Raw genomic sequence first — 24009 nt, 5'->3', positions numbered from 1 at the left:
GGCAAATCAGGCTGGCAGGGGGCTGCCGGTGCGGGTGCGGGTGCGCATCAGGATCAAGACCATGATCCCGATGTTGAGAAAGTTCCACGCGATGCCATTGAGAAAGGCGACGTGATAGCTTCCGGTCAGGTCATAGATCCAACCCGTCATCCAGCCGCCGAGCGCCATCCCGGCAATGGTGGACATCATCACGAAACCAACCCGGCGGCCGGCCTCGGCGCTGGGCATATATTCCCGCACGATCAGCGCGTAGCTGGGCACGATGCCGCCTTGCGCCAGCCCAAAGACCAGGCTGACCACATAAAGCGAGGTGAGCCCGCCCGACGGCAGATAGAGAAAAAGTGCCAGACATTGCAGGGCTGAGCCAATCAGCAGGGTGCGCACCCCGCCCAAGCGATCCGCCACAAGTCCCGACACGATGCGTGAGGCGACCCCCCCCATGAGCATAAGCGATAACATCTGCGAGCCCACGGCAGGACCATAGCCCAGATCGACGCAATAGCTGACGATATGGACCTGTGGCATCGACATCGCCACGCAGCACCCGATTCCGGCCACCCCCAGCAACAGCGCCAGTGTGCGCGGCGAAAGGCCGGTGGCCCCGGCGCGGGCCGAGGACAGGCTATCGGCATGGGTGCGCGCGCCAAGCGGCAGTCGGCGGCGTAAGAGCAGCGCCAGAGGGATCATCCCGACGCAGGTGACGACCGCCAGCACCATATAGACCGCGCGCCAGCCCTGCCCGGCCAGAATACCCGCAAGAATCACGGGCCAGATCGCGCCCGAGAGGTAATTGCCGCTGGCAGTGATCGCGACCGCGATGCCGCGCCGTTTCAGAAACCAGAGCGAAATATCAGCAATGAGCGGACCAAAGCTGGCGGCTGTGCCAAATCCGATGACAAATTGCAGCGCAGACAGGATCAGCACCGTGGGGCTGATCGCCGCAAGCGCCGTGGCGCCGGAGATCAGCAGCGCCGCGCCAATCAGGGCGGTTGTCACGCCGTACCGGTCCACCACCCGCCCGATCGCAAGATTGCCCAGTGCAAAGCCCACCATGGTCAGCGTATAGGGCATCGAGGCGGCTGCCCGATCCACGCCGAACTCGGCCTGCATGGCGGGCATGACCACGATGATCGACCACATGCCGACATTCCCCACGGTGGCAATCGCCAGCGACACGGCAAGGCGCATCCAAGCATAACGGCTGTCAAGAAGGGCGGCATCGGCATTCATGGCGCGACGATAGGACGGCACGCTCAGACTGACCAGATGGAAAACGCAGACCACCGGAGGTTGCTACCCCGGCTGTGACGGGGCGGCATTTTGTTGCAACCCGTATCCCGCCCTTGGCCCCGGAGACGCGACAGGCTAACAGTTGCCACGAAAAGGAGGGCTGCGCCCATGTCAACCGCCACGACCCAGATCGAGACCCCGACCGAGATTGCCCGCGACGTGATCCGGATCGAGGCCGAGGCCCTCACCACGATGAACGCGTCCCTGCCCGCCGATTTTGACGCCGTGATCGCGCGCTTGCTCGAGGTCAAAGGCCGGGTCATCGTCTCGGGCATGGGCAAATCGGGGCATATCGCCGCCAAGATCGCGGCCACCATGGCCAGCACCGGCACGCCGGCGCAATATGTGCATCCCGGCGAGGCCAGCCATGGCGATCTGGGCATGATCACGCGCGAGGATGCGCTGATCCTGATCTCCAATTCCGGCGAGACGCGCGAACTGGCCGATATCATCGCCCATAGCCGCCGCTTTGCGATCCCGCTTATCGCGATCACCAAGAAGCCTGACAGCACCTTGGGACAACAGGCGGATTTCCTGCTGACCCTGCCCAATGCGCCCGAGGCCTGCGCCATTGGCATGGCCCCCACCACCAGCACCACCTGCACGCTGGCCTTGGGGGATGCGCTGGCCGTGGCGATGATGCGGTTGCGCGGTTTTGAGCGCGAGAACTTTCTGGCCTTTCATCCCGGTGGCACGCTGGGGGCGCAGCTTTTGCGGGTATCGTCGGTGATGCACCGGGGCGACGCCCTGCCGGTGGTGCGCGAAACCACACCGATGGGCGAGACCCTGCTCGAAATGACCGCCAAAGGCTTTGGTGTGGCGGCGGTGGTCGAGGAGGGGCGGCTGCTCGCTGTGATCACCGATGGTGATTTGCGGCGCAACCTGTCGGATCTGATGGCGCGCACCGCCGGAGAGGTCGCCACACGCAATCCCCGCAGCATCCTGCCCGAAGCGCTGTTGTCAGAGGCGTTGGGGGTGATGAACTCCAATAAGATCAGCGCGTTGTTTGCCGTGGATGAGTCCGGTCAGTTGTGTGGCCTTGTGCATATCCATGATGCGTTGCGCGCCGGGGTGGCGTAACACCGGTCAGGCGCTGAGAAAGCTTGCATAGGGGATGTAGCGGACCGGGTCGCCGGGCTGAATCGTGGCCGCCTCGTCCGGTAGTTCCACCAACCCTTCGGCCCAGCTCAATCCGCTGATGCGGCCAGAGCCCTCGGAGGCAAAGACCTCGGCGCGGCCGTCGCGAATGCGGGCGCGCAGATATTCGCGGCGGCCGGGTTTCTTGGATTTGGCAAAGGCCGCGGGCACCGCAAAGCCCTGAGGCGTGCACCAGCCTGCGCCGGACAAAAGCCGCAGCGCAGGTCGCGCGAAGATCAGCGCACAGACGAGCGCCGCCACCGGATTGCCCGGCAGGCCAAAGACCGGCACGCCGCGCCAGAGGCCAAGCGCCAGCGGGCGCCCCGGTTTGAGAGCGATGCGCCACTGGGCCATCGCGCCCGCCTCATTGAGCAGGGCCGAGACATGATCCTCATCTCCCGCCGAGGCCCCGCCAGAGGTGAGGATCGCATCGGCATTCGTGGCAGCGCGGTCCAAGGCGGCGCGGAGGGCTGCGCGGTCATCAGCAATACGGCCCAGATCAAGCGGGGCATAGCCCATCTGTTGCATAAGGCCGGTGAGCATGGGCCGGTTGGCATCATAGATCTGACCGGGGCGGGCGGGATCGCCCGGCTCAACCAGTTCATCCCCGGTTGACAGGACCGCGACGCGCAATTGGTGATGGATGGGCAGCTCGGCCAGTCCGGTGGCCGCACAGAGGGCAAGGTCGGCCGGGGTGAGGACACGACCGGGATGCAGCAGCGGCGCGCCTGCCGCCACGTCCTCGCCCGCGCGGCGGGTGTTGGCGCCGGGTTTGAGACCTGCGCGAAAGGCGATGCGCCCCTCCCCAAGTGTCACGTCCTCTTGCAGAATGACCGTATCCACGCCTTTGGGCAAGGCCGCACCGGTCAGCACGCGGACCGCATGGCCGGCGGGCACGGTACCCGGATAAGGCACTCCGGCAGCGGCACGCCCCTCGACCAGCGACAGGATCTGATCACCCGTAGTCAGGCTGGCATGGGCAAAGCCATAGCCGTCCACGGCCGTATTCGCCTCGGGTGGGTTGGCGCGGGGCGCGGTTATGGGTGCCGCCAGCACACGCCCCAAAGCCTGTGCCAGCGGTGCGCGGGTCTGGCCCACCACCGGGCGCAAGCGGTCCTGCAAGAGGGCCAGAGCCTGATCGACCGGTGTCCAGTCCACGCCTGCGGGCAGCGCAAAGCAATCGTTGCGCAGGGGCGGTGGAGAGAGCGTGTCGTCGCAGGCGCGCATCAGGTCTTCCTCATATCCCTGCCCCAGAATCCAGCCTTCCTCGGGGGCATCCACCGCCAGCATCTCGGCAAGCTTGTCTGGGGGCAGGTGGGCCAGCGCGCGCGACAGCAGCCGCACCTGATGCGCATCACGAATGCCTCCCTGCGCCTCGGCGCGTTTGACGGCGGCATTGATCAGACCGGGCCAGGTCTCGACCAGCGCCACGGGCTTATCCAACACCTCAAGGGGCCACACGCCCACCTGCCCGTAAAACCGGCGCCGCAGGCGGTTGAGCACCGGCAACCCGGTCAGGACCTGACCGCCCACCGCCCCCGCGCCGCCCATCTGCCAGCAGCTAAAGGCCCCCTTGGTCCTGTCCTCTGCCGCGCGCCGCTCGGGCATGCCATGGCCTGCGCGCGTATCCTTGCGCGGCAGGCCCGCGATCTCGCGCTGCATCCCGTTGAACCAGAACGGCCCCACACCGGGAAAGCGGCCATTGATCTCGGCGGCCACGTCAAAGCGGTTGTTGGCGCGCGGCCCGTCCTCGATCACGGTCTCGAGCCAATCCCAAACCGCGAACGGGCTGTCAGAGCCGGTCAGTGTCCGCGCGAACCCCGCCGGAAAGCCGAATGGGAAATCCACCCCGATGAGCAGCCTGCGCCCGGCGGCGATTTCCGCCTCGATCAACGCGATCAGCGCCGCCTCGGCCTCCTGCCGGTTGCGCAGATAGCGCGGCGGCTCCTCTACCCCGGCCCGCACCAGCCCCAGCCAGATCGCATCGCGGCGCGGGCGCGGCCCGGTGTCGTTGCCGCCCGACCAGTCGAGCATGGCAAAGCTGTCGAACCCGGTCACAGCCCCACCTCGGACAGGATGAAATCGGCAATACCGCGCGTGTCGTTCAGATCGAACACCGGTCGGTCGAGGTCAAGCGCGACATCGCTGGCCACGGCGCGGATGGTGGGATCGCCGGGGGCAATCAGCGCATTGCCGGTCTCGGCGCGAAACGCCTCGACCTTGGGATGGCGGTCACGCTTGTAGCCCTCGACCAGCACCAGATCGACGGGGGCAAGTTTTTGCAGCAGGGTTTCCAGCGTCGGCTCGTCGGCATCGCGCAATTCATGCATGAGGGCAAAACGATTGCGTGACGCCAGGATCACCTCGGTCGCGCCTGCCACCCGGTGGCGGTGGCTGTCCTTGCCGGGGTGGTCCACGTCAAAGGTATGATGGGCATGTTTCACAGTCGAGACGGAATAGCCGCGCCCGGTGATCTCAGCCACCAGCCGCTCCATCAGCCCGGTCTTGCCAGCGTTCTTCCAGCCGGTGACGCCATAAATCCTCATACTTCTGCTCTCCTGCGCGCCGCGTCCAGATCTTCGGGCGTGTTGACGTTGAAAAAGGGATCAAGGGCATCGTCGAACACCGCCTCGCGCCCGCCGTGTTTGTCGGTCCAGAGCACGACCTTGCGCAGCCCATCCATCAGCGCCGCGCGCAAATCATGCCGCAACGCCGTGGGCCAGAGGCCAAAGGTGGGGTGGCGGATGAGACCGCTGCCGCTCATGGATTTGGTCTCAGCCTGTCCACGCGGGGTGGCGGCGAGTACGAGGGGATGCGCCATGTCAGAAGCCTGTTTCCTCAAATGCGTCACCAGATCGGTCGGGAAAAACGGCGTGTCGGCGGCGACGATAACGATTGTTTCAGCCCCCTGCCCCGCTGCCCAGTCGAGACCGGCCAGAACCCCCACCAGCGGCCCCGCGAAACCGGGGATGGGATCGGGCAGTACCGGCAGACCGAAGGCCTCAAAGCGGGCGGGATCGCCATTGGCATTGAGCGCCATCGCGCCCACCTGCGGGGCCAGACGATCAATCACATGCGCAAGGATCGGGCGCCCGCCCAAATCCAGCAACCCCTTGTCGCCGCCGCCCATCCGCGTGGCCTGCCCCCCCGCGAGGATCACCCCAAGAACATCAGTGGGCATTCGGATTCTCCGTAAAAGCCCTTTCCAACTCTGGATCGAGCCATTTTTGCAATACCATGACAGAGCTTTCCTCGTACCCAAGCCGATCATAAAACGTAAGCACGGGCGCATTCGAACGGCGCACGAGAAGCTGAAGCTTCGACTGCCCGTGCCGACGCGCCCACGCCTCGGCTGCGGCCATTGCCCGCCGTCCCCAACCTTGGCCACGCACGTCCGGAGCGCTGCAAAGGTAATAAACCCAAGCACGGTGCCCGCCATCCTCGATCGCCACAGTCGCGCTCAGATTTCCATCCGCCCGCGCCACGAGCAGCGCCGATTTCGGATTGGCGCGAATGGCGGCAATATCGGCCAGCGGATCGTTCCAAGGCCGCAGCATCCCCGCGCGGGCCCAGAGCGATAAGATGTCATCCACATCGCTATCGGTCGCAGGATGGAACGCCTCGCTCATGCCTCGCCCCCCTTGCGGCGGTGCTTTTTGTCCTCGTCGCCCACGCTCTCGGGGTCTGCATCGCGCACCAGCCGATCCTCGCCCGACAGGCAAACAAAGCGCTTGCCGCGCATCCGGCCAATCAGGGTCAGCCCCACCTGGCGCGCGATTTCCACGCCCCATGCGGTAAAGCCCGAGCGTGAGGCGAGCACCGGAATCCCCATCATCGCGGTCTTGATTACCATTTCCGAGGTCAGCCGCCCGGTGGTGTAGAGCAGTTTATCGCCCGCCGCGACGCCCTCGCTCAGCATCCAGCCCGCGATCTTGTCCACGGCGTTGTGGCGGCCCACGTCCTCCATATAGACCAGCGGGCGGTTGCCTTGGCAGAGCACGGTGCCGTGAATCGCTCCTGCTTCGAGATAGAGCGACGGGGTGCGATTGATCACGCTGGCCAAGGCGTAGAGATCAGAGGTCTTGACCGTCACGGCTGGCAGGGTCACGCCCTCCAACCCCTCCATCATATCGCCAAAGACAGTGCCGACGGCGCAACCGCTCGTGCGGGTCTTTTTCTTGAGCTTTTCCTCGTAATTGGTCTGGCCATCGGTACGGACAACGACAGTTTCCAGATCTTCATCATAGTCCACGCCGAGGACGGTTTCATCCGGCCCCAGCATGCCCTGATTGCGCAGAAAGCCGAGCGCCAGATATTCAGGGTAATCGCCAATGGTCATGGCGGTCACGATTTCCTGCGCATTGAGGAAAATCGTCAATGGGCGCTCCTCGACCACCGAGATTTGAGTGAGGTTGCCCTCATGGTCCGTTCCCTCGACCGCGCGGGTCAGACGGGGGGCGGCAGGATCGGGCGCGATGAGATAAGGCATCAGGTCGTCACGCGTGGCCAATTGCATCTCCTCCTTGCATTGGGTAGGCGGTGTCAGAGCACGAGGGCAACTTAGGGGCAAGCGGTGCCAAGGCAAACCAGTAAATCGACCTATTGGCAAGGTGTGCGCGATGGCGCGCCCTTTATTTTGGTGATCGTACCGTTCTCGTTGCTGTTTGGCGTGGTGGCGACAGAAGCCGGACTCAACGTATTTGAAACACTCAGCTTTTCGGTGCTGGTGATTGCCGGGGCGGCGCAGTTCACTGCGCTGCAACTGCTCAGCGATGGCGCGCCCACGGCGATTGCGCTGATTTCGGCGCTGGCGGTCAACCTGCGGATGGCGATGTATTCGGCCTCGCTCACGCCCTATATCGGCGGGGCCACGTTGGGACAGCGGGCGCTCGCGGCCTATTTCACCGTTGATCAGAGCTATACCTGCGCGATTGTCGCCTTTGAGAAGAACCCTGACTGGTCGATTGCACAACGGCTGGCGTATTTCTTTGGGGTGGTCACGCCGATCTGTCCGCTTTGGTATATCTTTACACTGGTCGGAGCACTGGTGGGCACTTCGATCCCCGGTGGGCTGGCGCTTGATTTCGCGCTGCCGATCACGTTTCTGGCAATGATCGCGCCGATGCTGCGCACGCCTGCGCATCTGGCGGCGGCGTTTGTGTCGGTGACGCTGGCGCTGGTGTTTGCGTTTTTGCCATATAATCTCGGGCTGCTGATCGCTGGGGTAGCGGGCATGATGACCGGCGCACAGGTCGAATTGATGCTTGAGCGGCGCAAGGAGGCGCGGAGCGCATGATCGACAAGACAAGCCTCTGGACCGTGATCGTGCTGTTGGGTCTGGGCAGTTTCGGACTGCGGTTCGTGTTTACCGGATTGATTGGCAACCGGCCCTTGCCTGCGTGGTTGCTCAGGCATCTGCGCTATACGGCGGTGGCGGTTCTGCCGGGGCTGGTGGCACCCTTGGTGGTCTGGCCTGCGGCAACGGGTGGCACATTGGATGCGCCACGCATGGCGGCGGCGCTGGTCACGCTGGCGGCGGGCTATGTGCTGCGCAATGTGATCGTGGCGATTTTGCTGGGGGCGATCACGCTCTATGGCGGATTGGCGCTGATGGGGCAGATGTAAGGCGCTCAGCGCTCAGGCAAAGATCTGCGCCGCATGCTCGGCCATATAAATCCGCAGCCATGGCGTATAGCGCGCAGGGTGCATGCGGATCGCCACGTTCAGCGCGTTGAGCGAAATCCAGCGGGTCTCCATCACCTCTTCGGGATTGGGAGCAAGGGGGCAGCGGACGGGCAAGCGGCACATGAACATATCCACCACCTCGTGCTCGATCATCCCGCCGCCGACATCGGCGCGGTATTCGACCTGATCGCGGTGCGTGAGCGTGAGACCGGTGATGCCCAATTCCTCGGACAGTCTGCGGTGCGCGCAGGCGAGCGGGTCTTCGCCCCAATGAGGATGGGTGCAGCAGGTGTTGGCCCAGAGACCCGGCGTGTGGTATTTGCCGAGCGCGCGACGCTGGATCAACAGGTCTTCACCCGCCATGACAAACACAGACACCGCCTTGTGCCGCAGGCCGCGCTGATGCGCCTCCAGCTTGTCCACCGCGACCAGATCGCCGTCGATCCATGTGGGGATGAGCGTCGTCATATGCGTGTGACCGACACCGGCCGCGTCACATGCGCGGGGTTCTTCAATCCGGTCTTGAGATGCACCATGGGGCACGTCCGCAGCAGTTTCTTGTTCATTTAGGCCTCGAAGGTCAGCCGTCGCACGTCGACATCATGGCAGAACGAGATCAACCTCTCGCGCTGCGTGTCGGACTTATACTCGGCATTCCGCATCGAGGCCAGCACCCGGAACACAGTTTTATGCTCTCATATGAAGAGGTAACGAGCCAATTTGAGGGCGCGCGGACGGGCTTGATATCGACGCCATCAAACGGGGTCATTCCCCCCGGACCAAGAGCGCGCCCCGATCGCGACCATGATTGATCACCCTGAGCGCCATCAGCGCCGAGAGCACGAATAGACCAGCCTCAAAAACAAAGACCGTGCCGAATGCTGTGGCATCCGTCTGCGACAATGAACGCATCATATCGACCGCAGTCGCCCCCAAGAGCCCTCCACCCCCTGCGGCGATCGCCTGCGCCGCGCCCCAGAGGCCCATGCGCGTGCCTTCGCGCGTCGCGCGCCCCTGCCCCGCCAGTGCCATCATCGCGCCAATGGCACCCACCGCGAACATGCCGTTGAAGAACCCGAGCGCGATGACGATCGGGACGAAGGCCGCCGCCGCGCCCGTGGCCCCAAGCAGCGCAATCCCCGCAAGCGCCGATGCCGATCCCAGACAGCCCGCCACGACCCAATGGCGGATCGAGCCTAGGCGCAGCCCGGTGGCTGCGAGACCAACGGTCAGCATGCCAAGGAAAACCCCACCATTCTGCGCGCCGCTGAGGCGCGTGGATTGACCGGGGGTGAAGTGGAACACCAGACCGGCATAGGGCTCTAGGATGAGTTCCTGTATGAAATAGGCGGTCATCGACAGAAAGACGAAGATCGTGAAATGCCGCGCTTCACGCTCGTCCCAGATCTCGGCCAGCCCTTCGCGAAAGCGCATGGGGGCCTCGGCGCGGGCAGGCTCGGCACCGACGCGGGTCTCGATGCCGTGGATTGCGAGCGCGGTCAGAAGAAGCGCACCCAGCGTCACGATGCCTACCATCCGCAGCAGCAGCGCCGGGCTGTAGGGGTCGAGGAAAGCCCCCACGATGCTGGCGGTGACAGCAATCCCGCCAATCATCATGAGCCAGGTGATCGTGGCGGCCGCCGCTCTCTGGCGCGGCGCGGTGGCGGTCGCCAAAAGCGCAAGGAGCGATGTGCCAGAGGCCCCCACCCCCGCCCCGATCAGCGCATAGGCAAAGATCGAGAGCGCGAGGCCCAGCCCGAATTGCGTTTCCATCAGCACAACGCCAAGGGCGGCAAGATAGCCACCCGAGGCCAACATCGCCATGCCGCCGATGATCCAGCGAGTGCGGTGGCCGCTGGTGTCAGACAGGTATCCCCAATTGGGCCGGGTGATCTGAATCCCGTAATGCAGCGCCACCAAGAGGCCGGGCAGCACCGCTGGCAGGGCCAATTCCACCACCATCAGGCGGTTGAGCGTCGAGGTGGTCAGCACCACAACCGCACCCAGACACATCTGCACCAGCCCAATGCGGACAATCTGAACCCAACTGAGCGTCATCGTGCGCCTCTGATCATACGAGCGGCAAAGACCGCAGACGCCATCACTATCACGGGCCTCCGGACGTTTAACATCCTCTATTTCGCCCGTATCAGCGCCAAGTTGAACCTCTGTTTCGCCTTGTCCGGCCTCTCTAGCGAATTCCTGCCTGCGCCGTTGGGCCATTAGGCCATTGGGCAAGCCATTTCCGCGTGACGTCGGTGGTTAGGTTTTTTGCTCACGGCCCGGCGCTCCGCTTTGCGGGGGCCTGAACCCGGTCGGTGACAGGCTGCGCACGCGGGGTGACATCCGCGTGATCCGCACCTTGCCGTGATTGACTCAGCTTCTGCGCCACCCACCTACTAAGGGGACAAGTGACGCGAGGAGGTGTCAATATGCGCAACCTATACGCGATTTTTATGCTCGGTCTTGCAGGCCTCGCCGGGCCTGCACTGGCCGGGGATGTGGCACGGGGCAAGGCGCTGTTCAAGGATTGTCGCGCCTGTCATTCGATCATTGATGAGACCGAGACGCCGGTGGTGCGCGGGGGGCGAACCGGCCCCAATCTCTATGGCGTGATCGGGCGGCATGCGGGCAGCGTGCCGGGGTTTAATTATTCGACCTCGATGGTGGCGGCGGGCAAATCCGGTTTGCGCTGGAACGAGGAGGATTTCGTGGTCTATGTGCGCGATGCCACCACCTATCTGCGCAACTACCTCGATGATCCGGACGCACGCGGCAAGATGGCCTATCAATTGCGTGATGTGCAAAAGGCGTACGATGTCTGGGCCTATCTTGAGAGCGTGACGCGCCCCTGATGCGGGGGGACAATTGCGGTGCGCACGCGGTTAGGTGGCGCAGAAGCCCTGAGGGGCATGAGGCGTTGGATCTCGGCGGTCGTCATAACCGTGCCTGTGGCGTCAACGATGGGCTGGCACCGGGCTCTGCCACACTCAGGCGAAGCCCTGCAGGGGGGTGGCTGTGCAATTGTGCCGTATGGAACATCACGCAACCGCGCCCGCGCGCCTTGGCGGCATAGAGCGCCAGATCCGCATCGGCCACCATGCGCAATGGATCCGGCATGTCATAGCCGCAACTCAACGTGATCCCGATGCTGGCAGAGATTTGACAGGTCTGCGCGCTGTAGGGAACCGGCTCTTCCAGTCGGGCAATCATGCGGCTGGCCAAATCCCCGACCGGCGCACGATCTGTCATGCCCACCAGAAGAATGACGAATTCATCCCCCCCGACGCGCGCGATCAGATCGTCGGACCGCACCTCAGCCAACAGCCGCTGCGCCACCTCTTGCAGAACATGATCGCCAGCGGCATGGCCCAGCGTGTCATTCACTTGCTTGAAGAAATCCAGATCGAGATGCAACAGCGCGAAATCCTGCTCGCTCTGCATCAGACGGTCGAGCACATGGTCAAGCGCGCGCCGGTTTCTGAGGCCGGTCAATGTGTCGGTAAAGGCCTGCTCTTCGGCAGCGACGCGCGCGCCCTGCAAGCGCAGGTTCAGCTTGCGCGACGCCTCCATCGCGGCGGATTTCGCCTCGATCAGGTAGAGCATCTCTGTGGTCAGATCGGTTGCGGCGAAATCCGCACCGGTGAGGCCGAATTCGCGCACCGCCTCGACCACAGAAATTCCAAAAGAGAGGTTCACAACCGCCCCGCCCTGAGGCAGCGCCAATAGCACCCCCCTGAGCGTGGTGCGCGGTTCTGCGCGCAGGCGGAGGCGCAGCCGCGTGCCATGACAGGCGCGCAGCCCCTCCATATCCCGAACCTCATGCGGGCGGCGCAGCTCGATCAGGTCCAGAAACCGCGTGCCCTGCAGGGGTTTGCCGTCAAAGAGTTTGGAGAAGGTCTGCCCGGCCCACACCAGATGCCCGGCGGCATCCAGCATCACATGCATCGGGCAGAGCCCATTGAGAATTTGGAACAGCCCCCCATCGCCATCGGTCATTGCGAGTTTTCTCCAGCGCCCAAAACAAAGGCGCGCCCATGGGCAAAGCCCGCATCCAAAAGCCGAACCTCGATAATTTCATGGGTGCCCTCACTGCCCTGATGCTCGACCACGGCGAGCGCGCCATAATCGTCCGCCATCGCCCGCAATAGCCCCACCACCACTGGCCCAAGACGTAAGCCCTGCCCCTGTGGCAGATCGACCTGCAGGCGGTAGACCCCGCCCCCCTGATCCTGCACCTCCAGCGCGGGGAGCTCCAGATCAGCCACCGCGAGGCGGGCGCGTTCTGGCAGATCGTCGAGCGAATGCAGGAAATCCACATAATCCACGCCACTGAAGCGCAGCAATCGGCGCAGAGCCTCGGTCGCCGGGTTGGAAACAAGATAGGTACCAATATCCTCAAGCAGATCGTCGCGCCCGCGCGCCAACCGCGCCCCCACTGCGCTCAGCACCTGTTCGGTCACATGCGGCTCATAGGTCATCATCGATTCGAACTCGGTAAAGCCGAGATCCAGCCGCTGCACCGTGTCGATCCACACGTCGCGCCCATAGGCATCCCTGACAAATCTCTCAATGGCGCGGTTAACCAGCCCGTGCATGACACTCACCCCTCAGACCGCGCCACACTGACAGCCGGGGCTTAACGGTCCCTTAACAGGTAAAATACGGTGGATTTTCCAAGGATCGGCGGCCCCTTGCCATCCGGTGAACGCATTGCTACTTCTTGGGCATCCGTTGGGGTGCCCGATTTTGGGCTGAGAGGCGAGATGCCAACCCATCGAACCTGATCCGGCTTGCACCGGCGGAGGGAACGGAGACCGCGCACCCTAGCGCCCTCCCTCCCCGTTTGGCCGCGGCCCATGTTTGAAGAGACCGCGCATGACCGCCCCGCCAAGTCTGACCCTCGATGGCAGCGCCCGGATTGACGGGCTACCCGTGTTTGGGCCGCTTCGGCTAACCCTTCAGGCCGGGTGCATTACATGCCTGCTCGGGCCATCCGGAGTGGGCAAGACCACACTCTTGCGCCTGATTGCTGGTGTTGACGATGTTACCCGCTTTACCGGAACAATCACTGCCTCTGACGGCCTGCCCCTGCCCGGACGCATGGCCCTGATGGCGCAAGGCGACATGCTGATGCCTTGGCTTGATGTGCTGGGCAACGTCACGCTGGGCGCGCGGTTGCGCGGAATGCCGCGTGACAAGGTCCGCGCGCGGGACATGCTGGCGCGGGTGGGTCTTGCGGATCACGCCAGCAAGCGACCTGATGCTCTCTCCGGCGGGCAAAAACAGCGCGTGGCGCTGGCGCGCACGCTGATGGAGGACCGCCCCATTGTTCTATTGGATGAGCCGTTTTCGGCGCTGGATGCGCGCACCCGTGCGCAAATGCAGGATCTCAGCGCCACGCATCTGGCCGGGCGCACCGTGCTTATGGTCACGCATGACCCGGCCGAGGCTGCGCGCATGGGCCATGCCATTCACATCCTGACGGAGACCGGCATCGAAAATGTAATCCCACCATCGGGGTCGGTGCCGCGCGCCGTGGACGATCCCGATACGCTTGCCACCCAAGGGCGCCTCTTGACCCGCCTGCGCGCGCCCGCCTGACAGGAGCCCCCCATGCGCCCCACCGATCACCTCAAATCGCTCGTGGCCGAGGACTGGCAGGCCGCCACCCGGCATGTCTTTACCGATCAGCTTGCGGCAGGCACGCTGGCCGCAGATCGCATGCTGGCCTATCTGCAACAGGATTACCTCTTTATCGAGGATTTCGTGCGGCTTTTGGCCTCGGCCATCGCCCATGCGCCCAGCCTGCCCGACGCTATCCCGGCGGCACAGTTTCTGGGGCTGATTTCCGGACCTGAAAACACCTATTTCCTGCGCGCGATTGCGGCGCTTGGCGGCACGACTGAGCCGCCCGCCGCGCCCCATCCGGTCACAACCGAATTTAAGGCGCTGATGCGCACGGCGGCAAAATCAGGTGGTTATGCGCAGATGATCGCGGTCCTTAGCGTGGCGGAATGGACCTATCTGGATTGGGCCAGCCCGCATGCGGACAAGGCGGCAACCCTGCCGTTCTGGTTCGGGGAATGGATCACTCTGCACAGCGGCTCGGGGTTCGAGGGCGTGGTGGCCTACCTGCGCGGCCAGCTTGATCAGGTCTGGCCCGGCCTCTCACCCGAAGACCGGCAGGCCGCGCAGACCGCCTTTGTCACCGCCGTGCGGCTGGAACGCGCGTTTTTTGACGCGGCCATCGCGGGATACCCCATGCCATGAGTCGCCTTATCACCATCGCCACATCCACGGTTCTGGCGCTGGTGCTCTGGCAGGCGCTGGTGACGCTGGCCAGCCTGCCGCCCTTTATTCTGCCGGGTCCGTTGCGGGTGGCTGAAACCCTTTGGGCCAGCCGGGCGCTGATTGCTCATCATGCGGCCATCACCGCCGCAGAGGTGCTGCTTGGGTTGGCCTTGGGGGCCATACTCGGCGGGCTCTCGGCGATTGGCCTTGCATCCTCGCATTTGGCGCGCCGTCTGATCCGCCCGATGATGGTGTTTTCCCAAGCGATCCCGGTCTTTGCCCTCGCGCCCATTCTCACACTCTGGCTGGGCTATGGCCTCTGGTCCAAGGTCGCGATGGCGCTCTTGATCATCTATTTCCCGGTGACTTCGGCGTTTTTCGACGCGTTGATGCGCACGCCGCCACACTGGCTCGACCTTGGGCGCATCATGGGCGCGAACCGGGCGCGGTTGATGTGGCATATCCGCGTGCCTGCCGCGCTGCCGGGTTTTGCCTCGGGTCTGCGCCTCGCGGCAGTCTATGCGCCCATCGGGGCGATCATCGGCGAATGGGTGGGGGCGTCCAAAGGGCTGGGCTATCTCATGCTGCTGGCCAATGGCCGCGCCAAGATTGATCTGATGTTCGCCGCCCTGATCGTGCTGGCGGTGCTGACGCTACTGCTGCACGCCGGGGTGGACCGGGGCTGTCGGCGCTGGCTGGACGGCAGGTCGGCGGGGTGAACGTCTTCTTGGTCGAAATTCTCAGGCTTGCCGGAGACCAAGCATCCACACGCTTGACGTGTAGGTCATAGAAAAGATCGCTTGCTGCCCCAAATCAATCCGGTTTCACATCCTAGGCTGCGGGCATGAGCACATTGCCCCCGCCCCCCCTTACGGCACCGATGCGCCTCTCGGTCTTTGTCGATGCCGACAATATCCCTGTGACGCACGCCCGGACCATCCTCGATCTGGCCCGCCGCCACGGCGTCCCGGATCTGCTGCGCGCCTATGGCAATGTCTGCCTGCTCCCCGATTGGGACAAGTTGCCTGGTTTCCACTTCATCCATTCCGGCGGCGGCAAGAACGCCACCGATATGATGATCTGCATCGACGCGATGGAGCGCGCACTGTCGGATCAATGCGAGGGAATTATGCTGGTCAGTTCGGATCAGGATTTCACCCATCTCGCGACCCGCCTGCGCGGTTACGGTCTGAGGGTGATCGGAGCGGGAGAGGCCAAGACGCTCGAGAGGTTTCGGGCGGCCTGTTCGGAATTCCACGTGATTGCATCCCGTCCGCCATATTCTGCCCAAGTGTCGCAACCCAAGAGCGAAGAGGCAAAGCCCATAGATGGCGCTATCATATCGGACCTCGATCAAAAAATCAGGAACGTGATCCGGTCAAATTGCAAAGATGCAACCGGGCTGGAAGTGACGCAGCTATCGGCGCGCATGTTCAAGGACCACGGCGTGAAGATCAGTACGAGTCCCGACAAGAACTGGCGTGGCTACCTTGCAAAACGTCCTGCGCTCAACACTCTTGATCCGAAGGGGCCGAACGCCAAGGTCCGCTACATACCCGACGCTTTCAAGGTCGCGACCAACTGAGACGCTAAGGCGGCTTTCCAAGAAGTTGCTGCTTTGGGCCTAGCGGCCACTTGGCTCGATCAAGTGGCCGCGCAACGGGGATTGGGACAAATGCTAGCAACAGTCGCCCAGAACCGCCTTCAGAAATCCGTGGGCGCGCCGCCTTCGGATTTGCGCCTTGCGACGAAATCCGCCAGCTCCTCGCGCATCGCGTCCTCCATCGGCGGGGCCTCGAAATCCGCGATGATGTCTTGAAATACCTGATGCGCGCGCGCCGGTGTCCAGACAGCGCCCGCCGCTTCCCAGGCCTCGTAATTGCGCCAATCGCTGAGGAAGGGTTGATAAAAGGCAGTGGTATAGCGGTCCTGCGTGTGCTGGATGCCAAAGAAATGCCCCTTGTCGCCCACCTCGCGGATCGCCTCGATGGCGATGTCGTCGGGTCCGGTGGCGGTCAGCATCGGGTCCATATATCGCTGAATCTGTTGCAACATTTCGCAATCCATCACGAATTTCTCAGGGCTGGCGATCAGCCCGCCTTCCAGCCAACCCGCCGCGTGATAGACCATATTGGCCCCGGCTTGCACCGCAGACCAGAGGCTGTTTGAGGTCTCCCACATCGCCTGTCCGTCGGGGACGTTGGCGGCGCAGACGCCGCTTGCCCGCATCGGCAGCCTGTAGAAGCGCGCGAGTTGCCCGGTCATCTGGGTGGCGCGCATGTATTCAGGTGTCCCAAACGCCGGCGCGCCGGATTTCATATCAACATTCGAGGTAAACGTGCCAATCGCACAGGGCGCACCGGGGCGGATGATCTGTGCCAGAACCACGGCGCAGAGTGCCTCGGCAATGGATTGCGCCACCGCCCCCGCCATCGTCACCGGGGCCATCGCGCCCGCCAGGGTGAACGGCGTCACCACCAGACCCTGACCGCGCCGCGCCAGACGCATCCAGCCATCCAGCATCGGGAAATCATGTTTCAAGGGCGAGGTCGAGTTGATGTTGGTATACATGCGCGGGCTCGCCTCGAATTCCTCGTGGCTGAGGCCGCCCGCGATGCGCACCATTTCCATCACATCATCGACCCGCTCAGCGCCCAAGCTATAGGCATGCATCGCCTTGTCGGTCAGCGTCAGCTTGTCATAGAGCACATCGAGGTGCCGGACGCTGGCGTGAATATCCTGTGGTTCCACAGGATATCCGCCCGCGAAATGGATGCAGTTGAAATATTGTGTCAACTTCAACAGGTTCTGGCACATTTCGCGGGTGCCCGCGACCTTGCGCCCGATCTTCATGTCCCAGTAACTCGGCGGCGAGGACACATTGCCGAAATTGAGATGATTGCCGCCGATGGTGATCCTGCGCTCCGGGTTGCGCGGTGTGATGGTCCAGCTATCGGGGGCCTTGGCAATCATCTCCATGACGAAATCGCGGCCCATACGAACGTTCTCGCCATTGATTTCACAGCCACCCGAAGCGCGCAGGATCTCGACGGCTTCGGGGTTGAGGAATTCGATCCCGATCTCTTCGAGAATACGCATCGCACCATCGTGGATGGCCAGCACGCCCGCCTCGGTCAGCGGCTCGGTCGGGCGGTCTAGGTTGATGGGCGGGTTCCACGGCATCTGTTCGATCACCGCGCTGCCGCGCCGGGCGACACCACCTGCGCGTCCACCGCTGCGTGTCCTGCGTTTGAGATCTTCGGCCATATCGCGCTCTCCCGTGCTCGTTTGAAATCACGAAACACCGTGGGCGGGCGGCTCACATGCCGCTTAGCGACGCATACTGTCGTTTTTGTTTTCCGGGGTTCACGATACCGGGCTTAGCGCATGTCGGGCCGCGCGTTTGCCGGTCAGCCAGAGGTAAACCGCCAGACTGGCCACGACGATGGCGCCCCCCATGAGCATCATCCCGGTTGGTGCCTCTCCGGTTCCGAACCAGACCCAAAGCGGCCCAAGCACCGTTTCAAGTAGCAACAAAAGGCTGACATTCGAGGCATGGGTATAGCGTGACGCAAGCGAGAGTGAAAAGAAGGACACGGGCAGGATGGCCAGACCGCAGATTGCAATCGCCCATATCTCGCCCTGCATCATCGCTGCGGGCCCGGTCACCATTACCCCCGTCGCACCGGCCAGCACCGCGCCCAACCCCATCGCCAGCAGGATCGGCACATGTGGTTGCGCCCGAAGGATTACAAAGTTGAGCGCCAGCACCATCGCCACGCCCAGCCCAGCCAAGGCCCCCCAAAGCGCCGCGCGGTCCAGTGTGACATCGCCATGGCCACCGCCAAACACCGCCAGTGCGATACCACTCATCACCACCGCGATTGTGACCCATGTGGCAGCACGCGTCGGCTCTCCTATGATCAACCGCGCAAAGATCGCGGCGAAGACCGGCACGGTCGCCACGGCAAACAGCACGACGGCCACTGGCGCATTGGCGATTCCCAAGCTGAACAGCGTCGCGTTTACATATTGGCAGATCACGATTCCGAGGCCATAACCACTGCCCAGAATGCCCAAGTCCCGCATCCGATGTTTGCTGGTAAGCCCCCAGAACACCAGAAACATGCCCCCCATCAAGAGACCGCGCCAGCCGACCATCTGATACCCGACCATGCCCGACCAGCGCATAAGGAGCGCATCAGGCGTCAGCATCAGCGCGCCGAACGTCGCCAGCGCCAGTCCGAACAGGGGGTGCCGGGTCATGCGTCGAGCCAATCCGGGATATGGCCGATATCAGGCAGCACCACATCGGCCAACGCTTCGAGATCCGCGCGCGTGGCCGTGCCGGTGAGAACACCGATGCATTGCATCCCGGCTGCGCGCCCAGCCATCAGATCATGCGTGCTGTCGCCCACCATGACCACGCGGCCCGGCTCCAGCGTCATGGCGTTTGCAAAGGCCAGCAGTGGCCCCGGCGCAGGCTTGGCCCCATAGCCTGAATCGTATCCCGCGATAAAATCGAAATGTGCCAGCACGCCCGCCTTATCCAGATGCGCGCGCGCGCCGTATTCGGTATCATTGGTCATCACGCCCAGCCGCAGACCGCGCCCCGCCAGCCCCTTGAGATAGGGGGCCAGCGGCACGGCGGGGGCCAATGGCGCGGTGACGGCGCTGAGTCTCAGATGATCCTCGATCTCGTCCACCGTACGCCCCGGCAAGGCACGGCCCAGACATTCGGCCGCCTCGCGGTTGGTGCCCGCAATGATCGGGCTTGTGGGGTGAAACCGCCGCGCCGCCAGGTCGTAATGCACCTCATGGGCCATCCGCTCCATGATGATGGAATCGCCTTCGGACAGATCGACAATGGTCGCATGCGCCCAGACGCTCCATGTGGCGTGAAAGTCAAAAAGCGTGCCGTCCTTGTCAAAGAGAACCCCGTCGGCGCGACTCATGTCCAGCTCATCTGCGCACCGCCCGGCAGTGCCGCGCGCGCCATCATCGGCGTCTCGTATTTCAGTCCCTGAACGTCGCAGAACCCGACAACCCAGGCATCATCCATCATCAGGAAATCCAGCACCGCGCCCAGGAATTCCGGCTCTGTCGCGCGTTCGCGCGCATCCTGCTCTGAGGCGCCCGTCGCCCCCAGAAACACCGGCAAAAGATCGTCCTGTGCTGCCAGCCAGCCCAGCGCCTGCAAGGCAATTGTTTCGGCGGTTTCCTGCTGCATCGTCATCCCGGTCAATTTCTGGAAAGGTTTTCTTAACCTCTGCCATGGATAGTGAACCAATCGTAAAGGGCAAGAGCAAAGGCGTCGCGTCCATGTCAGGTAAAATTCTGATCGTCGACAATCTTGCGACCAACAGGATTGTGTTGAAGGTCAAACTTTGCGCTGCGCATTATCAGGTGATTCAGGCGGCCTCGGCCAAAGACGCCATGACACTTGCCGCCCGTAGTCGCCCCGATCTCATTCTTGCCAATGCCCAGCTTGCCTGTGTCACCGCAGCGGAATTCGTCAGCGAATTGCGCCGCTCCAAGGTAACGCAGGATATTCCCGTGATGCTTCTCCAGCCTTCCCCGTGCCCAAGCGAACGCCGCGCCGCGCTCTGCGCCGGGGCGGATGATATCCTGAGCAAGCCGGTGCCAGAGGCGTTGCTGCTTGCGCGGTTGCGCAACCTCTTGCGGCAACGCCACAGCGAACAGGAACTCACCGACCAGATTGGCATCGCACCCGCCGTGGGTTTTGCCGAGGCGCCATGCGGATTTGAGTTGCCGGGTCGCATCGGCATCATTGCCCAGTCCCATACCGAGGCCCATGCCCTGCAAAACTGGCTCACGCGGGGCTCGCCTCACCGCACCAGCATGATGGACATGGATCACGCGCTTTCCCTCTCTGATACGCGGCCGCCCGCCGATGTCTATTTGCTGCGCATTGCCACGATCGAGGCGGAACAGGGTTTGCGCCTTTTGGCGGAACTGAAAGCCGCACAGCGCACCCGCTCAAGCCCGGTTATCGCGCTTATCAATGCCGATTCCTCACCACTTGGGGTCACGTTATTGGACATGGGCGCAGATGATGTGATCATGGGGCTGTCAGATTATACAGAGCTGAGCCTGCGGCTGGCGGCGCAACTGCGGCGTAAGCGGCGCAGTGAACGGCATCGGGCGGCGCTCCGTGACGGTCTGAACGCGGCCATGATTGACCCGCTGACCGGAGTACACAATCGCCGCTTTGCCCTGCCATTCCTGCAACGTCTGATCGAGCACAGCCAGAGCAATGGCGAAAGCTTCGCCGTCATGGTGGCAGATCTCGATTTTTTCAAACAGGTCAATGACCGCTACGGGCATGCAGCAGGCGACCGCGTGCTCTGTGAGGTGACGCGCCACCTCAGGACGCATCTGCGCGAGAGCGATATGCTTGCCCGCATCGGTGGCGAGGAGTTTCTGATCGTGGCACCCGCCACCAGCCGCCTGCGCGCCCAGCGCACCGCCGACCGGCTCTGCGCCATGATCGCAAAGACGCCTATCACGCTCTCTGGGCATAAAACACCGCTGCATGTCACCGTTTCGATTGGTGTCACAATGGCCATTCCCACCCCCAGCCTGCCCGTGCCCGGCGTCGGGGAATTGTTGGAGGAGGCAGACCGCGCGCTCTATCTGGCCAAGGCGCAAGGCCGAAACATGGTCACATTCTGCGCCCGCTCCGCAGCCTGATCATTTGTTGTTTCCCAGACGAAAAGCGCGCGGCGATTGCCCCCACGCCTCGACAAAGGCACGGGTAAAGGCGCTCCGGCTGGAAAAACCGACCATCTGCGCCACCCGTTTGACCGGCACCCTTTGATCCACCAGCACCTGTGCGGCACGCGCCAAACGCAGTGCGCGCAGAAACCCCATCGGCCCTTGCCCATAGGCCGCCTGAAACCGCTCGGCAAAGCGCGAGCGGCTCATGCCAGCCGTTTCGGCGAGGGTCTCAAGCGCGTGCGGCGCGCCGGGATCATCCAACATCGCACAAAGTGCCCGCCACAATCCCGGATCCGCCAGAGCGCCCAACCAGAGAACTGCGGGATCACCCGCCTCAAGCCGTCCGCGCAGCATCTCGATCACGCATTGCAAGAGCAGCACGCGCACCATTGCCCGCCCCCCCAAGCGCTGGTGGGTAACTTCGCCAAGCAGCGTTTCCATCGCGCGCGCCGCGCCGGGTGACGCCGCAAGATCAAGGGTCAGAGGGGCGCGCATCAGATCAATCAGCCCATGTGTGCCGCGCAACCCCAGTCGCAGCCGCGCACAAAGCACAACCATCGTGCCCTCGCCTTCGCCGCGCGCCACATGTTCCTCAAGATCAAGCCCGGCTGGCCGGCAATCCGGCAATCCCGTTGCGCCCCCGCCACGATGGCTCAGCGAATGTCGCGCACAAGACGGCACCAACACGAGCCGCCCCGGCGCAAGGGCGATGGGGTCATGATTTTGGAGGCTCAGATGCCCTTCGCCGTTCAGAACATAGTGCAGGGTTGCGCCCGGCACGCGGCCCAGCCCAAGGCTACACATGCCCTCAAGCGCGCAGAGCGCAAAGGGCTCTGGCTGGATATCCAGCTCGCTCAGGATCCGGTCGTGGGTTTCGGTGATCTGCATGACCCCAACAGTGCCACGTCCTGGCAAAATTCGCACTTAAATATTCATTGACGCCCCGTATTTGGGACAAAAAGGCACATTGGCCCTGTCACAGTCTATCCACTCGACGCATCACTCAGGAGAGACAGACCATGTGCAACTGCCATGACCATAACCACGATCACGACGCGAAATTTACCCGCCGCCAGGCCCTGACCGGCACCGCAGCCCTTGCAGCGGCGGCCACAGGGCTTGCCGCGACCCGCGCACAGGCACAGGACAATCCCTATGCGGAGCCCGCAGAACCGGCGCTGCCACCCAGTGACATGAAAATCGACCTGTCCCGTGTCGCCCTCGTGGTCACCGACCCGCAAAACGACTTTCTCAGCCCAGAGGGCGTGACCTGGGGCGTGGTCGGTGCAAGCGTTGAGCGGAACAACACCGTTGGCAATATCGAGAGCCTGTTCAAGGCGGCCAAGGCCGCAGGCATCACCGTCGCCGTGTCGCCGCATTACTACTATCCCAGCGATCACGGCTGGAAATTCGAAGGTGCGCTGGAAAAGCTGATGCACAAAATCGGCATGTTCGACCGCAAGGATCCGCTGTCGCTCGAAGGGTTCGAAGGCTCCGGTGCCGATTTCCTCGAAATCTACAAACCCTATATCAACGACGGCAAAACCATCGTCACCTCGCCGCACAAACTCTACGGGCCGGAGCATAACGACCTGGCCCTGCAACTGCGCAAGCGCGGCGTGGATCAGGTAATCCTCGCAGGCATGTCCGCCAACCTCTGCACCGAAAGCCATATGCGCGAATTGCTGGAACAGGGCTTTGAGGTCGCGGTGATCAAGGACGCCACCGCCGCCGCCATGCTGCCAGAGGGCGACGGCTATCTCGCCGCCCTGATCAACTTCCGCTACATGGCCAACGCCGTCTGGACCACCGAAGAGGTCGTGGCGATGCTGGGCTAAAGCCCCTGCCACAGCGCCTGCCTGTCGGGGGTGACAGGCAGGTCCGCCCGCGCGCCACTCACGGATCGCGCGGGCATTTTCATTTGCGGCAAACCGTCGTAACCATGGCGGGACAAGAGCATTGGACAGGACAGCGGCAGATGACACAAACAATGATCGGCGTGATCGGCGGCTCGGGGCTCTATGAGATTGACGGGCTGGAAAACGCCGAATGGCGAGTGGTGGATACGCCTTGGGGGGGCCCCTCTGACGCTATACTGACCGGCACGCTCGACGGTATTCCGATGGCCTTTCTGCCGCGTCACGGGCGCGGCCATGTGCATACGCCCTCTTCGGTCCCTTACCGTGCCAATATCGACGCGCTCAAAAGGCTTGGCGTGACAGATGTGATCTCGGTTTCTGCCTGTGGTTCGTTCCGAGAGGAACTGGCCCCCGGCGATTTCGTCCTCGTCGATCAATATATCGACCGCACATTCGCGCGCGAGAAAAGCTTTTTCGGCCCCGGATGTGTGGCGCATGTCAGCGTGGCGCACCCAACCTGCCCGCGGCTTTCGGACGCGTGCGACGCGGCGGCGCGCGACGCCGGCATCACGGTGCATCGCGGCGGCACCTATCTTGCGATGGAAGGGCCACAGTTTTCTACCATGGCAGAATCGAAAATGTACCGCGAAGTATTTGGCTGCGACGTGATCGGCATGACAGGCATGCCCGAGGCCAAGCTGGCGCGCGAGGCAGAGCTTTGTTACGCCTGCGTGGCGATGATAACCGACTACGACAGCTGGCACCCGGAGCATGGCGCGGTCGATATCACCGCCATCATCGCCACCCTGACCGGCAATGCCGACAAGGGACGCACCCTTGTGCGCCGGTTGCCCAGCCTTCTTGGGGCCGAGCGCGCGCCTTGCCTGCATGGCTGTGACCGCGCGCTCGATTTTGCGCTGTTGACCGCGCCAGAGAAACGTGATCCGGATCTGATGGCGCGGCTTGACGCGGTGGCGGGGCGCGTACTCGGCTGATCGCGCGC

Annotated in this window: 27 protein-coding genes, 1 pseudogene and 1 riboswitch; of the genes and pseudogenes, 12 read left to right on the top strand and 16 right to left on the bottom strand. The window is 63.3% G+C overall.

Annotation, left to right across the window (positions count from 1 at the left end; translation table 11 throughout):
• Nucleotides 1-6: 6 nt before the first annotated feature.
• A complete protein-coding gene (locus ACN0SW_RS12050) occupies nt 7-1230 on the bottom strand; it encodes a CynX/NimT family MFS transporter (protein WP_417728192.1) in 1224 nt (407 codons plus the stop codon).
• A gap of 168 nt (nt 1231-1398) precedes the next feature.
• Here ACN0SW_RS12050 and ACN0SW_RS12045 point away from each other — a divergent pair, with 168 nt between their 5' ends.
• Nucleotides 1399-2370: a KpsF/GutQ family sugar-phosphate isomerase gene (locus ACN0SW_RS12045; RefSeq protein WP_417728173.1), complete on the top strand. Its 972-nt coding sequence runs from the start codon at nt 1399-1401 to the stop codon at nt 2368-2370.
• 6 nt (nt 2371-2376) lie between these two features.
• Here ACN0SW_RS12045 and glp read toward each other — a convergent pair whose 3' ends face one another.
• The 5 genes from glp to ACN0SW_RS12020 are packed head-to-tail and all read right to left on the bottom strand — an operon-like array spanning nt 2377 to nt 6943.
• Nucleotides 2377-4485 (bottom strand): gephyrin-like molybdotransferase Glp, encoded by a 2109-nt coding sequence (glp, locus tag ACN0SW_RS12040; protein WP_417728172.1) that lies wholly within the window; start codon nt 4483-4485, stop codon nt 2377-2379.
• Nucleotides 4482-4973 carry a molybdopterin-guanine dinucleotide biosynthesis protein B gene (gene mobB / locus ACN0SW_RS12035; RefSeq protein ID WP_417728171.1) on the bottom strand — a complete coding sequence of 164 codons (492 nt, stop codon included), beginning with the start codon at nt 4971-4973 and terminating at the stop codon, nt 4482-4484. Before mobB ends, glp begins: the two co-directional genes overlap by 4 nt.
• The gene (gene mobA, locus ACN0SW_RS12030) at nt 4970-5608 is read right to left on the bottom strand and encodes a molybdenum cofactor guanylyltransferase MobA (RefSeq protein WP_417728170.1); all 639 of its coding nucleotides are present in this window, start codon (nt 5606-5608) and stop codon (nt 4970-4972) included. The genes mobB and mobA overlap by 4 nt, the downstream gene beginning before the upstream one ends.
• Nucleotides 5598-6056 (bottom strand): GNAT family acetyltransferase, encoded by a 459-nt coding sequence (locus ACN0SW_RS12025; protein WP_417728169.1) that lies wholly within the window; start codon nt 6054-6056, stop codon nt 5598-5600. The genes mobA and ACN0SW_RS12025 overlap by 11 nt, the downstream gene beginning before the upstream one ends.
• On the bottom strand, nt 6053-6943 hold the full coding sequence (locus ACN0SW_RS12020; RefSeq protein WP_417728168.1) for a formate dehydrogenase accessory sulfurtransferase FdhD: 891 nt from the start codon (nt 6941-6943) through the stop codon (nt 6053-6055). The genes ACN0SW_RS12025 and ACN0SW_RS12020 overlap by 4 nt, the downstream gene beginning before the upstream one ends.
• Before the next feature lie 57 nt (nt 6944-7000).
• On the opposite strand from ACN0SW_RS12020, the gene ACN0SW_RS12015 reads away from it, so the two are divergent.
• Nucleotides 7001-7723: an AzlC family ABC transporter permease gene (locus tag ACN0SW_RS12015; protein WP_417728167.1), complete on the top strand. Its 723-nt coding sequence runs from the start codon at nt 7001-7003 to the stop codon at nt 7721-7723.
• Nucleotides 7720-8052, top strand: coding sequence for an AzlD domain-containing protein (locus ACN0SW_RS12010; protein ID WP_417728166.1), 333 nt, complete (start codon nt 7720-7722; stop codon nt 8050-8052). The genes ACN0SW_RS12015 and ACN0SW_RS12010 overlap by 4 nt, the downstream gene beginning before the upstream one ends.
• 12 nt (nt 8053-8064) lie before the next feature.
• Here ACN0SW_RS12010 and idi read toward each other — a convergent pair whose 3' ends face one another.
• The 3 genes and pseudogenes from idi to ACN0SW_RS11995 all read right to left on the bottom strand — a co-directional run bounded on the left by idi (nt 8065) and on the right by ACN0SW_RS11995 (nt 10170).
• Nucleotides 8065-8580, bottom strand: coding sequence for an isopentenyl-diphosphate Delta-isomerase (gene idi, locus ACN0SW_RS12005; protein WP_417728165.1), 516 nt, complete (start codon nt 8578-8580; stop codon nt 8065-8067).
• Nucleotides 8577-8849, bottom strand: a pseudogene (locus tag ACN0SW_RS12000) (geranylgeranyl diphosphate reductase); the annotation flags it as partial. The gene idi and the pseudogene ACN0SW_RS12000, both read right to left, overlap by 4 nt.
• 28 nt (nt 8850-8877) lie before the next feature.
• Nucleotides 8878-10170: a BCD family MFS transporter gene (locus ACN0SW_RS11995; protein WP_417728164.1), complete on the bottom strand. Its 1293-nt coding sequence runs from the start codon at nt 10168-10170 to the stop codon at nt 8878-8880.
• On the opposite strand from ACN0SW_RS11995, the gene ACN0SW_RS11990 reads away from it, so the two are divergent.
• Both ACN0SW_RS11990 and ACN0SW_RS11985 read left to right on the top strand, forming a co-directional pair.
• Nucleotides 10126-10338 carry a DUF3623 family protein gene (locus tag ACN0SW_RS11990; RefSeq protein WP_417728191.1) on the top strand — a complete coding sequence of 71 codons (213 nt, stop codon included), beginning with the start codon at nt 10126-10128 and terminating at the stop codon, nt 10336-10338. The genes ACN0SW_RS11995 and ACN0SW_RS11990 overlap by 45 nt on opposite strands.
• Nucleotides 10339-10544: 206 nt before the next feature.
• Nucleotides 10545-10967, top strand: coding sequence for a c-type cytochrome (locus tag ACN0SW_RS11985; RefSeq protein ID WP_417728163.1), 423 nt, complete (start codon nt 10545-10547; stop codon nt 10965-10967).
• 82 nt (nt 10968-11049) lie between these two features.
• On the opposite strand, the gene ACN0SW_RS11980 is transcribed toward ACN0SW_RS11985, so the two are convergent.
• Together ACN0SW_RS11980 and ACN0SW_RS11975 are read right to left on the bottom strand one after the other, a co-directional pair.
• Entirely contained in the window at nt 11050-12111 is a 1062-nt protein-coding gene (locus tag ACN0SW_RS11980) for a diguanylate cyclase domain-containing protein (RefSeq protein WP_417728162.1), read from the bottom strand.
• Entirely contained in the window at nt 12108-12710 is a 603-nt protein-coding gene (locus ACN0SW_RS11975; protein WP_417728161.1) for a heme NO-binding domain-containing protein, read from the bottom strand. Before ACN0SW_RS11975 ends, ACN0SW_RS11980 begins: the two co-directional genes overlap by 4 nt.
• 127 nt (nt 12711-12837) lie before the next feature.
• Nucleotides 12838-12939: riboswitch (TPP riboswitch) on the top strand.
• 51 nt (nt 12940-12990) lie between these two features.
• On the opposite strand from ACN0SW_RS11975, the gene ACN0SW_RS11970 reads away from it, so the two are divergent.
• The 4 genes from ACN0SW_RS11970 to ACN0SW_RS11955 all read left to right on the top strand — a co-directional run bounded on the left by ACN0SW_RS11970 (nt 12991) and on the right by ACN0SW_RS11955 (nt 15991).
• Entirely contained in the window at nt 12991-13716 is a 726-nt protein-coding gene (locus ACN0SW_RS11970) for an ABC transporter ATP-binding protein (protein ID WP_417728160.1), read from the top strand.
• A 12-nt stretch (nt 13717-13728) separates the two neighbouring features.
• Nucleotides 13729-14385, top strand: a complete 657-nt coding sequence (locus tag ACN0SW_RS11965) for a TenA family protein (protein WP_417728159.1) — start codon at nt 13729-13731, stop codon at nt 14383-14385.
• The gene (locus ACN0SW_RS11960; RefSeq protein ID WP_417728158.1) at nt 14382-15125 is read left to right on the top strand and encodes an ABC transporter permease; all 744 of its coding nucleotides are present in this window, start codon (nt 14382-14384) and stop codon (nt 15123-15125) included. Before ACN0SW_RS11965 ends, ACN0SW_RS11960 begins: the two co-directional genes overlap by 4 nt.
• Nucleotides 15126-15250: 125 nt before the next feature.
• Entirely contained in the window at nt 15251-15991 is a 741-nt protein-coding gene (locus ACN0SW_RS11955) for an NYN domain-containing protein (RefSeq protein ID WP_417728157.1), read from the top strand.
• Nucleotides 15992-16110: 119 nt separating this feature from the next.
• Here ACN0SW_RS11955 and ACN0SW_RS11950 read toward each other — a convergent pair whose 3' ends face one another.
• The 4 genes from ACN0SW_RS11950 to ACN0SW_RS11935 form a co-directional block, all read right to left on the bottom strand.
• On the bottom strand, nt 16111-17673 hold the full coding sequence (locus ACN0SW_RS11950; protein ID WP_417728156.1) for a trimethylamine methyltransferase family protein: 1563 nt from the start codon (nt 17671-17673) through the stop codon (nt 16111-16113).
• A 99-nt stretch (nt 17674-17772) separates the two neighbouring features.
• On the bottom strand, nt 17773-18672 hold the full coding sequence (locus ACN0SW_RS11945) for a DMT family transporter (RefSeq protein WP_417728155.1): 900 nt from the start codon (nt 18670-18672) through the stop codon (nt 17773-17775).
• On the bottom strand, nt 18669-19361 hold the full coding sequence (locus tag ACN0SW_RS11940; protein ID WP_417728154.1) for an HAD family hydrolase: 693 nt from the start codon (nt 19359-19361) through the stop codon (nt 18669-18671). The genes ACN0SW_RS11945 and ACN0SW_RS11940 overlap by 4 nt, the downstream gene beginning before the upstream one ends.
• Nucleotides 19358-19636, bottom strand: a complete 279-nt coding sequence (locus ACN0SW_RS11935; protein WP_417728190.1) for a DUF3572 domain-containing protein — start codon at nt 19634-19636, stop codon at nt 19358-19360. The genes ACN0SW_RS11940 and ACN0SW_RS11935 overlap by 4 nt, the downstream gene beginning before the upstream one ends.
• Before the next feature lie 92 nt (nt 19637-19728).
• Between ACN0SW_RS11935 and ACN0SW_RS11930 the strand changes: the two genes are divergently transcribed.
• The gene (locus ACN0SW_RS11930) at nt 19729-21120 is read left to right on the top strand and encodes a diguanylate cyclase (protein ID WP_417728153.1); all 1392 of its coding nucleotides are present in this window, start codon (nt 19729-19731) and stop codon (nt 21118-21120) included.
• On the opposite strand, the gene ACN0SW_RS11925 is transcribed toward ACN0SW_RS11930, so the two are convergent.
• Entirely contained in the window at nt 21121-22035 is a 915-nt protein-coding gene (locus ACN0SW_RS11925; protein WP_417728152.1) for an AraC family transcriptional regulator, read from the bottom strand.
• Between the two features lie 131 nt (nt 22036-22166).
• On the opposite strand from ACN0SW_RS11925, the gene ACN0SW_RS11920 reads away from it, so the two are divergent.
• Both ACN0SW_RS11920 and ACN0SW_RS11915 read left to right on the top strand, forming a co-directional pair.
• Nucleotides 22167-22985 (top strand): cysteine hydrolase, encoded by an 819-nt coding sequence (locus tag ACN0SW_RS11920; RefSeq protein WP_417728151.1) that lies wholly within the window; start codon nt 22167-22169, stop codon nt 22983-22985.
• A 140-nt stretch (nt 22986-23125) separates the two neighbouring features.
• Complete coding sequence (locus ACN0SW_RS11915) at nt 23126-24001, top strand: S-methyl-5'-thioadenosine phosphorylase (protein WP_417728150.1); 876 nt, start codon at nt 23126-23128, stop codon at nt 23999-24001.
• Nucleotides 24002-24009: the final 8 nt, after the last annotated feature.

Source organism: Roseovarius sp. (genome assembly GCF_048262375.1).
GTDB lineage: Bacteria > Pseudomonadota > Alphaproteobacteria > Rhodobacterales > Rhodobacteraceae > Roseovarius.
The sequence above is the reverse complement of the archived record's forward strand: the minus strand, read 5'-3'. Positions and strand labels throughout refer to the sequence as shown.

Excerpts from the sequence above, each read along its gene's own strand:
- ACN0SW_RS12050 (WP_417728192.1), bottom strand. The coding sequence starts at position 1,230 with ATGAATGCCGATGCCGCCCTTCTTGACAGCCGTTATGCTTGGATGCGC.
- ACN0SW_RS12045 (WP_417728173.1), top strand. The coding sequence starts at position 1,399 with ATGTCAACCGCCACGACCCAGATCGAGACCCCGACCGAGATTGCCCGC.
- mobB (WP_417728171.1), bottom strand. The coding sequence starts at position 4,973 with ATGAGGATTTATGGCGTCACCGGCTGGAAGAACGCTGGCAAGACCGGG.
- mobA (WP_417728170.1), bottom strand. The coding sequence starts at position 5,608 with ATGCCCACTGATGTTCTTGGGGTGATCCTCGCGGGGGGGCAGGCCACG.
- ACN0SW_RS12025 (WP_417728169.1), bottom strand. The coding sequence starts at position 6,056 with ATGAGCGAGGCGTTCCATCCTGCGACCGATAGCGATGTGGATGACATC.
- ACN0SW_RS12020 (WP_417728168.1), bottom strand. The coding sequence starts at position 6,943 with ATGCAATTGGCCACGCGTGACGACCTGATGCCTTATCTCATCGCGCCC.
- ACN0SW_RS12010 (WP_417728166.1), top strand. The coding sequence starts at position 7,720 with ATGATCGACAAGACAAGCCTCTGGACCGTGATCGTGCTGTTGGGTCTG.
- idi (WP_417728165.1), bottom strand. The coding sequence starts at position 8,580 with ATGACGACGCTCATCCCCACATGGATCGACGGCGATCTGGTCGCGGTG.
- ACN0SW_RS11995 (WP_417728164.1), bottom strand. The coding sequence starts at position 10,170 with ATGACGCTCAGTTGGGTTCAGATTGTCCGCATTGGGCTGGTGCAGATG.
- ACN0SW_RS11985 (WP_417728163.1), top strand. The coding sequence starts at position 10,545 with ATGCGCAACCTATACGCGATTTTTATGCTCGGTCTTGCAGGCCTCGCC.
- ACN0SW_RS11980 (WP_417728162.1), bottom strand. The coding sequence starts at position 12,111 with ATGACCGATGGCGATGGGGGGCTGTTCCAAATTCTCAATGGGCTCTGC.
- ACN0SW_RS11975 (WP_417728161.1), bottom strand. The coding sequence starts at position 12,710 with ATGCACGGGCTGGTTAACCGCGCCATTGAGAGATTTGTCAGGGATGCC.
- ACN0SW_RS11970 (WP_417728160.1), top strand. The coding sequence starts at position 12,991 with ATGACCGCCCCGCCAAGTCTGACCCTCGATGGCAGCGCCCGGATTGAC.
- ACN0SW_RS11965 (WP_417728159.1), top strand. The coding sequence starts at position 13,729 with ATGCGCCCCACCGATCACCTCAAATCGCTCGTGGCCGAGGACTGGCAG.
- ACN0SW_RS11960 (WP_417728158.1), top strand. The coding sequence starts at position 14,382 with ATGAGTCGCCTTATCACCATCGCCACATCCACGGTTCTGGCGCTGGTG.
- ACN0SW_RS11955 (WP_417728157.1), top strand. The coding sequence starts at position 15,251 with ATGAGCACATTGCCCCCGCCCCCCCTTACGGCACCGATGCGCCTCTCG.
- ACN0SW_RS11950 (WP_417728156.1), bottom strand. The coding sequence starts at position 17,673 with ATGGCCGAAGATCTCAAACGCAGGACACGCAGCGGTGGACGCGCAGGT.
- ACN0SW_RS11945 (WP_417728155.1), bottom strand. The coding sequence starts at position 18,672 with ATGACCCGGCACCCCCTGTTCGGACTGGCGCTGGCGACGTTCGGCGCG.
- ACN0SW_RS11940 (WP_417728154.1), bottom strand. The coding sequence starts at position 19,361 with ATGAGTCGCGCCGACGGGGTTCTCTTTGACAAGGACGGCACGCTTTTT.
- ACN0SW_RS11935 (WP_417728190.1), bottom strand. The coding sequence starts at position 19,636 with ATGCAGCAGGAAACCGCCGAAACAATTGCCTTGCAGGCGCTGGGCTGG.
- ACN0SW_RS11930 (WP_417728153.1), top strand. The coding sequence starts at position 19,729 with ATGTCAGGTAAAATTCTGATCGTCGACAATCTTGCGACCAACAGGATT.
- ACN0SW_RS11925 (WP_417728152.1), bottom strand. The coding sequence starts at position 22,035 with ATGCAGATCACCGAAACCCACGACCGGATCCTGAGCGAGCTGGATATC.
- ACN0SW_RS11920 (WP_417728151.1), top strand. The coding sequence starts at position 22,167 with ATGTGCAACTGCCATGACCATAACCACGATCACGACGCGAAATTTACC.
- ACN0SW_RS11915 (WP_417728150.1), top strand. The coding sequence starts at position 23,126 with ATGACACAAACAATGATCGGCGTGATCGGCGGCTCGGGGCTCTATGAG.